Annotated in this window: 7 protein-coding genes; 5 read left to right on the forward strand and 2 right to left on the reverse strand. The window is 60.9% G+C overall.

Annotation, left to right across the window (positions count from 1 at the left end; translation table 11 throughout):
• Positions 1-52: 52 nt before the first annotated feature.
• Together HGSM_RS02885 and HGSM_RS02890 are read right to left on the reverse strand one after the other, a co-directional pair.
• Complete coding sequence (locus HGSM_RS02885) at positions 53-508, reverse strand: DUF421 domain-containing protein (protein WP_019147234.1); 456 nt, start codon at positions 506-508, stop codon at positions 53-55.
• Positions 508-1068: a hypothetical protein gene (locus HGSM_RS02890; RefSeq protein ID WP_154646221.1), complete on the reverse strand. Its 561-nt coding sequence runs from the start codon at positions 1066-1068 to the stop codon at positions 508-510. The genes HGSM_RS02885 and HGSM_RS02890 overlap by 1 nt, the downstream gene beginning before the upstream one ends.
• 240 nt (positions 1069-1308) lie before the next feature.
• Between HGSM_RS02890 and HGSM_RS02895 the strand changes: the two genes are divergently transcribed.
• The 5 genes from HGSM_RS02895 to HGSM_RS13555 all read left to right on the forward strand — a co-directional run bounded on the left by HGSM_RS02895 (position 1309) and on the right by HGSM_RS13555 (position 7787).
• The gene (locus HGSM_RS02895) at positions 1309-1614 is read left to right on the forward strand and encodes a hypothetical protein (RefSeq protein ID WP_019147236.1); all 306 of its coding nucleotides are present in this window, start codon (positions 1309-1311) and stop codon (positions 1612-1614) included.
• A gap of 30 nt (positions 1615-1644) precedes the next feature.
• A complete protein-coding gene (locus HGSM_RS02900) occupies positions 1645-1920 on the forward strand; it encodes a hypothetical protein (protein ID WP_019147237.1) in 276 nt (91 codons plus the stop codon).
• A 163-nt stretch (positions 1921-2083) separates the two neighbouring features.
• Positions 2084-4402, forward strand: a complete 2319-nt coding sequence (gene helR / locus HGSM_RS02905) for an RNA polymerase recycling motor ATPase HelR (RefSeq protein ID WP_019147238.1) — start codon at positions 2084-2086, stop codon at positions 4400-4402.
• A gap of 204 nt (positions 4403-4606) precedes the next feature.
• Positions 4607-5680, forward strand: coding sequence for an SDR family oxidoreductase (locus HGSM_RS02910; protein WP_019147239.1), 1074 nt, complete (start codon positions 4607-4609; stop codon positions 5678-5680).
• 322 nt (positions 5681-6002) lie between these two features.
• Positions 6003-7787 carry a glycosyl hydrolase family 18 protein gene (locus HGSM_RS13555; RefSeq protein WP_019147240.1) on the forward strand — a complete coding sequence of 595 codons (1785 nt, stop codon included), beginning with the start codon at positions 6003-6005 and terminating at the stop codon, positions 7785-7787.
• Positions 7788-8241: the final 454 nt, after the last annotated feature.

Genomic DNA, 8241 nt, shown 5'->3' on the forward strand with positions numbered 1-8241 from the left:
CTCGGGGATCTAAGGGCGCGCTGGGGCCGGGCCCTCGCGGCCGCCGGTACACCTACGAGCGCAGATCCTCCTTGGAGAAGAAGGAGAACTTACCGTTCGGCTCCAAAACGCCCATCTCGATGTCCTCGACCTGGAGATAGCCTGACTGCCGCAACGCCACCAGCAACTCCCCGCTACTGATCCGCTCGCGTCTCAGTGCCTCGGAGACAACCTGGCCCCTATTGATCACCACAATCGGGAAGCCAATGATCTTGGAACCTACCTTGTTGGGCCACTTGGTGTTGATGTAGCCGAAACCAACCGCGAGCGCGGCCATTGTCCCTACGGCAAGAAGCCCGCCCACCAAACTCGTGTCGTTCTGGGTGATGCCTTGCTGGATCAAATCGCCCATAGTGATGAACACAAGCAGGTCAAAGGCGCTGAGTTCTCCAAGCGTCCCACGACCGGAAGCTCGTGTGATGATCAGCAGGATTATGAACGCGACAGCAGAGCGAATCACAATTTCCATTACGGCAACCTCCACATGCTCACGTCGGACTGAGCGCCCGGCTTCCTCCCTTCAACGTCTGCGGACTCGGTGGGTGGCCCGGCAAATATGCTTAGCGACCCTTCAATGTGCAGCGGCGCCTCGGGCGTGACCTCACCACTCAGAGCGACTTCGCCATCCTCCGATATAGCGTCTCCGCGTACCACATACCCGGTTCCGCCTGGGCAGTTGTGAATGTCAACGGGTAGAGGGCTGACCGAGACATGCTCCAGCGCATCCACGATCTCTGCATCCACGCAGAATGTGAGCTTTCCGTTAGCCTCTCCCAACTCAGACAACACCTCAGGAGGCAAGATTGCCTTCACCTCCACCGCATTGCCGGAACGTACGGTTCGCGGTGCCGTAAACTCAACCCCTTCCAGGGCGCCCGCACCCGCATAGGATCGTTCACGCTCGAACACTCCGGAAACCGCAATTCCAAGGCCCACAACAAGCAACACCAAGATTGTGCGACGTAGCCGAGATCGCCCCCTGTTTGCTGAAACATCGTGAACGTCAGACAACGCATCATGCAGACTCAAGACTTCCCCCTCTCACGGACAAAGCACCGCCCCTGCGACCGGTGTTCTTAGATATACGCCGAGCCGCCCCATTTCACATCTTGTACGGTCAGCCACCTATCGGTTGCGAGCCTGCCGTTCCCTTGCAAGGGTTGAAATACCAATCCGGAGCATCCGGATGTTCGGTAAGGCTGGCGACGACGCACCTGGTGCGCTTCCCGCGACCGACCCGTTGGCCCACGTTTGGAAAGAGGTACTCAGATGTCTCACAGAAACACTGGCGACCACGAAGCTGTCTCGCCCGGAAACCCATCCATAGTTCACGACGACCCAGACGGGCACAAAGTAGCGTCACCGGGTAACCCAACTTTCGTCCACGAGAACCCGAACGAGCACGAGATCGCTTCACCTGGTAACCCCACAACCACGATCCCGGCACACAAGGATCCCACCTCACCTGGAGGTGGCGGCACGGAGATCCCTAGGCATCACACAGGCGTATCACCACGCTCCGCGGGCTCAGCAGATTCAGCAGACTCACCTGACTCCGCCAACTACCAGGTGTAGCCACGGACAGAGCTGGGAATGGAGCGAGGAATGACTACACATAATCCGGCAGATAACAGCGAAGAGCCCATCACGTCAGTCACCAAGGCCACCAAACCGAGCCATACGCGCGGCGTGGAGACCCATGCCGCTGATACCGACCAAGGCAACACCATCGCCCAACGGCAGGCGGTCCACACGCCTGTTACTGGCAAAATCCGGGACAAGGAACCTGATGGCACGCCACTGGCAGAGCCAGGTAAATCTGGTCAGGGGCCCTCAGTGACCGGGCAGTATGGTGACGGAACCGCGCTTCCGGACGCATAGGATCGCATAAAGCGGTTCTAGTGGCGTAGTTTGGGCACGAAAAAGAGGGACGCTTAGGCGTCCCTCTTTTTCAGAATATACGCCAAGGGGGCCCTTGCCGCAAGGCCCCCTTTGGGGCGCACAATGGACGTTCTCATGCCCGCGCCGCCCGGAGGAATCCACCATGTCGACCCCTGTATTTGCCTCCACCCTTCCACCTGAAAAGTCCGCGCCGCAGTTCATCAAGCAGGACCAAGAGCACCTGTCACAGTTAGCCGCTAACCTAGCCGAGCAAGAAGATGACCTACGCCGACGCCTCGCAGAACGCCGAGCGTATTGGGCTCACGAGGGCCAAGAGGTGGTGGAACGGGACGCAGAGATCCGCCGGATGTCGTCCCGCCTTGCCCTACTCAGCAGCTACGGCATCGACCTCGCTCTGGGCCGGATGGTGCCCGAGCCTGTCTCTCCGACTGCGCCCACCACCGAGCCCGTCTACATAGGCCGCATCGGCATCCTCGACGAGGAAGGCAACCCACTCCTAGTGGACTGGCGCACCCCCGCCGCCGAACCCTTCTTCGCGGCTACACACGCTAACCCGATGGGTTTAGTCAGCCGGCGCCGTTACCGTTGGACCGGTGATCTGATCAGTGATTTCTGGGACGAGGTCTTCTCCCCCGAGGCACTTTCACACGAGGCCACCCTGGCTGCGAGCGCCCTAGACGATCAGTCAAGCTTCATTGCGAGCCTTGATGCTGCCCGCACTGACACCATGCGTGATGTTCTTGCCACCATAGCCGCTGATCAGGACGCTGTGATACGTGCTGATGCGCGCGGTCCGCTGGTTGTTTCGGGCGGCCCAGGGACAGGCAAAACGGTGGTAGCTCTGCACCGGGCCGCCTACCTGATGTATAAAGAGCCGCGCTTGAGGGAGCGCAGCGGTGGGGTGCTGTTTGTGGGACCCCATCACCCCTACACCACCTACATTTCCAGCGTCCTGCCCAGCCTCGGTGAGGAGGAAGTCCAGGTCACGACCCTCAACGACCTCGTCCCCCTCGACACCCCAACCTCGATCGAACGGATGATTATCGATCCGTCCGACGCCCAACGGATCGATAATCATCCGTTCGATGAAGAAAATGTGGCCGACCAGCCCACGCCCGGCCAACTCAAGGGCGATGCCCGCTGGACGGCCGCCATCGACTCGGCGATCGCCTTCTACGAGACCCCACCCGCGTCCCCCACCAGCATCGATACGCCGTGGGCGGATCTCACGCTGACGCCCACCGATTGGGCTGAGGCGTTCGCCTCGCTCCCCGTGTCCACCGCCCACAATGAGGCCCTAGGCCTCATCGCTCAAACCCTCGTGGACATCTTGGTGGACCAAGCCTCAGATCTGATTTCCGACGATTCACAGGACTCACTGCGCTCCTTTTTGTCCCGCTCACCTTTGGTCCGTAGGGAGGTATCCCGGGTCTGGCCGATCCTGTCGGCCGAGGACATTGTGGCTGACCTGTGGGATGTTCCGGCCTTCCTCCGGCTAGCCGCGCCCTGGCTTACGCCCGAGGAACGAGCAGTTCTCCGCGCAGCACCCCGCCCCGAAGGCACCGCATTTCCGTTTACTGCCGCCGACCTTCCGCTCGTGGATGCCGCCCGGTTCCGGCTGGGAGATCCAGAGGCGGATGTTCGAGCCCGGCTCAAACTAGCCGCCATCGACCAGGAACTGGAGTATCGCCAACAAGTTGCCGACGAGCTCATCGCCGCTGATTTTGACCACGAAGGCTTAGTGCAACAACTCAGGCAAGACGACCTCAAGGAAGCACTCGCCGCGGAAGCCCAGGTAACCTCCGCCGCAGCCCAGCACGGATCGCACGATCCGCTGGCCGGGCCATTCGCGCACATCATCGTTGATGAAGCACAAGAACTCAGCGACGCCCAATGGCAGATGCTCCTACGGCGATGCCCCTCACACAACCTCACCATCGTGGGCGACCGAGCGCAGGCCCGCAGCAGCTTCCACGAGTCGTGGGAAGAAAGGCTCGCCCACGTGGGAATCAACTCTCCCCGCATGGCAACGCTCACCGTTAACTACCGCACGCCGGCCGAAATCATGGAGGCTGCCGCCCCCGTGATCCTGGCGGTGCTCCCAGACGCGGATGTCCCCACCTCAATCCGCCACACAGGCGTCCCCGTGGCCTACGCAGAGACCTCCCAACTGAGTACTCTCTTGGCCAAATGGCTCGACGAGCACCAGGAAGGGACAGCCGCCGTGATCGCATCCCCTGCCCAACTTGCCACCCTCGCAGCGGAGGTGGGGCCTGACGAGGCGACTCGATCGTCGAGAATCAAATGGCTCACAGCCACACTGGCCAAAGGGCTGGAGTTCGACGCAGTGTTTCTCTGCGGCGATGACGCACCCGGCATAGCCGGGGCTGTGGACATCTACGTAGCGATGACCCGAACCACCCAACATCTCACCGTCCTGCGAAGTGGACAAAGCAACTAAAAAAGCAGTTTTCTTCACCCGTCTGGAAAGTTCGGTCGAGACGGTCTCATCTTTTGCGCGATGTGCCGACTCAGGTCACGATTGAGTCGGTGGCGAGTCATCGCCAAGCCAGATACCAACCAAAGAACTGTCAACCACACGCACGCGTGTGGGCGCCGGAAACGGCGCGGCAGCACGTCAGCCGCACGAGAGATGGAGAAGCACATGCCAAACCACGACTCAACCGAGCACAACACGAGCACCGACAAGTTCGTGACCAACGTGGAACCCCCCACGGACGCCCAAGGAACCGGAACAAGCGGAACTCAGACAGATCAGGGCACCTCGCACACCGAGCACGAAAGCGATGGGGAACACGGCCAAGTCAATCCGGAAGCTGGCACATCAGGGTCAAATGTACGGCTCATAGACCCGCGCACCCAGTACCCAAAGATCTCCCCACCGGAAGAGGTCCAGCCAATACCTGGGCTCGATGTAGACCTCAACCCACAAGCCGATCATGGGGCGGCAACCTACCAAGGAACCGGAAAACTAGCGGGCCGAAAGGCGCTCATCACGGGCGCTGACTCGGGGATCGGAGCTGCGGTAGCAATCGCCTACGCGCGTGAGGGGGCCAACGTTGCGTTGGCATATTTACCCGAAGAAACACCAGACGGAAACGTCATCGAAAATATCCTCCGCGATGCCAATGTTGACGTTGTTCATCTGCCAGGCAATCTCACAGACCGTGAGTACCGAAACTCGCTCATCAACAGAGCAGTAGAGGAACTCGGGGGTCTCGACATCCTTGTTAACAACGCGGGCCACCAAGTAGCAATCGAGGACATAGACGATCTCACTGACCAGCAGGTCATGGAGACCTTTGACGTCAATATCTTGGCGATGTTCACGCTCTGTCGCGATGCCCTTAAGGTCATGCCAGCTGGATCGTCCATCATCAACACCACATCGATCCAGGCCTACTCGCCATCCGGGAAGCTGCTCGATTACGCCTCCACCAAGGCGGCAATCAACAACTTCACCAAGGGATTGGCATCGCAGGTTGGCCCCAAGGGCATCCGTGTCAACGCCGTAGCACCCGGACCAATCTGGACACCACTCCAGCCGAGTTACGGTCAACCACCAGAAGACCTGCCCACGTTCGGGCACGACACATGGCTTGGCCGTGCTGGTCAACCGGCAGAAGTAGCCCATGCGTATGTGTTCTTGGCGCAACCAGAGTCCAGTTACATCTTGGGCGAAACCATCAACGTCAATGGTGGTCGGACAACTCCATAAGCACCTACCCAATAGTCGGGTACTCAGAGGTGGGCGTCACAACGAAGGGGCGCCCACCTCTTCGTATGCACTGGCGTCAAAAAATGGGGTGGATTAGGTACAGTCCCCACCAGAACAAGTTTCCGGGCACTTCTCCCCATATTGATCGGCGCCCACCTAGCGGACTATCTCTTCCGCCCGTCCTCGAGCGCGTGCCAGAATAGTTGCAACATTTGTTAGGAATCCTTCCTAATTGCGCGAGCTCCCGCAAACGCCCGCGCAACCACCTTGGAAAAGAGTCCTAGCAGGTGTCGTAACGATTTCCACAACCGAAGGAGTTTGTGTGTTTTCGCGTCACAAAACCGCATTTTCAGCAACGCTCGCAGGAGTTCTTGCAGCAGGAATGCTCACCGCGCTCCCAGCCGCAGCAGCAACTGACGAGAACCCCACCCCAACCACCACGATCAACGGCTTCCGCAACGTCGGATATTACGGCCAGTGGAAGGCAACCGGTGAGACCGGCGCAACCGTCAAGAGGACCTTTGTGGACTCCGGGCAGGGCGCCAACCTCACCCACATCAACTACTCGTTCGGCAACGTCGCGGGACCGCAGGAAGCCCTCGACGCAGCACGCGCGGCCGGGGCAAAGGGTCTCGACAACGTTGATCCATACACCTGCTTCATCTCCGACCAGGTAGCCCCGGGCGCAGGCCAGACCGAAGTAGCGGGAGACGCCGACAGCGACTTCCTCCACCTCTACACCGCGTCCGAATCCGTGCTCGGCGTGGCAGACAGCGCCAAGTCCAAGCTCTCCGGAAACTTCAACCAACTGGCCCAACTCAAGCGCCTCTACCCAGACCTCAAGATCAACGTGTCACTCGGCGGCTGGTCCTGGTCCAAGTCGTTCTCCCCAGCGGTAGCCACCGCGGAGAGCCGCGCCAAGCTGGCAAAATCCTGTGTTGACCTGTACATCCGCGGCAACCTCCCCGTCATCGACGGCAAGGGCGGCGCGGGTGCAGCGGCAGGCATCTTTGACGGCTTCGACCTCGACTGGGAATGGCCGGGCGCGCCCGACTGGTCCCAGGAGGTTGGCAACCACGTAGACGAAGCCAACGACAAGGCCAACTTCATAGCATTCGCTGCAGAGCTCCGTTCTCAGCTGGACGCACTCGAGGGCGAGACCGGCCGCGACTACGAAATCTCAGCGTTCCTGCCAGCCAGCCCCGGCGTGATTTCGGCCGGCGGATGGAACACGGCTGAGCTATGGGACTCCCTCGACTACGGAAACCTCCAAGGCTACGACCTGTGGGGCGGATGGTCGGCACAGACTGGACACCAGGGCAACATCTACGGCGACCCGGCACACAACTGGGGACTCGGACTTGACTCGATCATCTCGACCTACACCCGCGCAGGTGTGGACCCAGCCAAGCTGAACATCGGACTCGCCGGGTACGGTCAAGGCTGGAAGGATGCAGACCCAGAGCCATGGACCGAGTCTGGCGGAGGCATCGGTCAGCTCACATGGGACCAGCTCAAGTCTCACGACCTTGAAATCCACCACGAGTACACCGAGGACGGCAAGTTCAACGCCACATGGGCGTACGATGCAGCCAAGCGCGAGTACTGGTCGTTCGACGACCCCACCGCAGTAGCGGAAAAGGCCAAGTACGCGCAGTCCCTCGGACTGGGTGGCGTGGACTTCTGGGAGGTCGGAAATGACATCAACGGTGAGCTCTCCGCAGCGTCCGCTGAGGTCTTCCGCGGCCTGCCAACCGGCCCGGTAGCTGGCGAAGGCGCTCTGATCTGCTCGGCAACGCCAAACACCAACTCCTCCCCATGGAACGCCCAGACCACCTACAAGAAGGGCGACTTGGTGTACCTCGACGGCAAGATCTTCGAGGCCCAGTGGTACGCAAAGGGCGACGTCCCAGGCAACGGCAAGAAGAACACCCCATGGTCCACGTACACCGCGTGCTCCGTGGACCCGGGTGCGCTTCAGCCTTGGGCCAACGACACCATCTACACCAAGGGCGACCAGGTCACGTATAACGGCGAGACCTACACCGCCAAATGGTGGACCCGCGGCGAGGCTCCAGGTGGCAAGAACAGCCCTTGGGCCAAGTAGGCCGGGCAGCCGACACTCCCGGTCGGATGATCGTCCTAGGCCAACTGGTCCGGGTGGCTGGCGGTCCTTGGTTTACTTAGTCCGGGCCGATGCTGCCCCTTGCTAAGTAGGCCGGATAGCTAGACGTCCCCGGTGGCAAGGAACTGGCGCTCAGCGTTTGCGCGAAAGCTCGGCGGCAATAACAGAGCGGGCCCCCTTTATTTGAAGGGGGCCCGCTCTGCTGTCTCGTCTGCGGCGCCACACCGCGCACCGCACTCCGCCCACTCCGCGCACTGCACTCCGCCCACTCCCCTCCTCCGCACCGCACTCCGCCCACTCCCCTCCTCCGCGAACTTGTACCTTTCACGGGACGGGTACGGCGCGGGATGCAGCAGGCGAGAGTGGGAGGCGAGATGCCCCGGCGGCGCACGGGTGAGAGTGGGATGAGGACCCTGACGGGTCCCAGACATAGATT

Origin of the sequence: Timonella senegalensis JC301, assembly GCF_000312125.1 — a bacterium.
Lineage (GTDB): Bacteria > Actinomycetota > Actinomycetes > Actinomycetales > Cellulomonadaceae > Timonella > Timonella senegalensis.

Coding starts and splice junctions, on each gene's coding strand:
- HGSM_RS02885 (WP_019147234.1), bottom strand. CDS start 508: ATGGAAATTGTGATTCGCTCTGCTGTCGCGTTCATAATCCTGCTGATC.
- HGSM_RS02895 (WP_019147236.1), top strand. CDS start 1,309: ATGTCTCACAGAAACACTGGCGACCACGAAGCTGTCTCGCCCGGAAAC.
- HGSM_RS02900 (WP_019147237.1), top strand. CDS start 1,645: ATGACTACACATAATCCGGCAGATAACAGCGAAGAGCCCATCACGTCA.
- helR (WP_019147238.1), top strand. CDS start 2,084: ATGTCGACCCCTGTATTTGCCTCCACCCTTCCACCTGAAAAGTCCGCG.
- HGSM_RS02910 (WP_019147239.1), top strand. CDS start 4,607: ATGCCAAACCACGACTCAACCGAGCACAACACGAGCACCGACAAGTTC.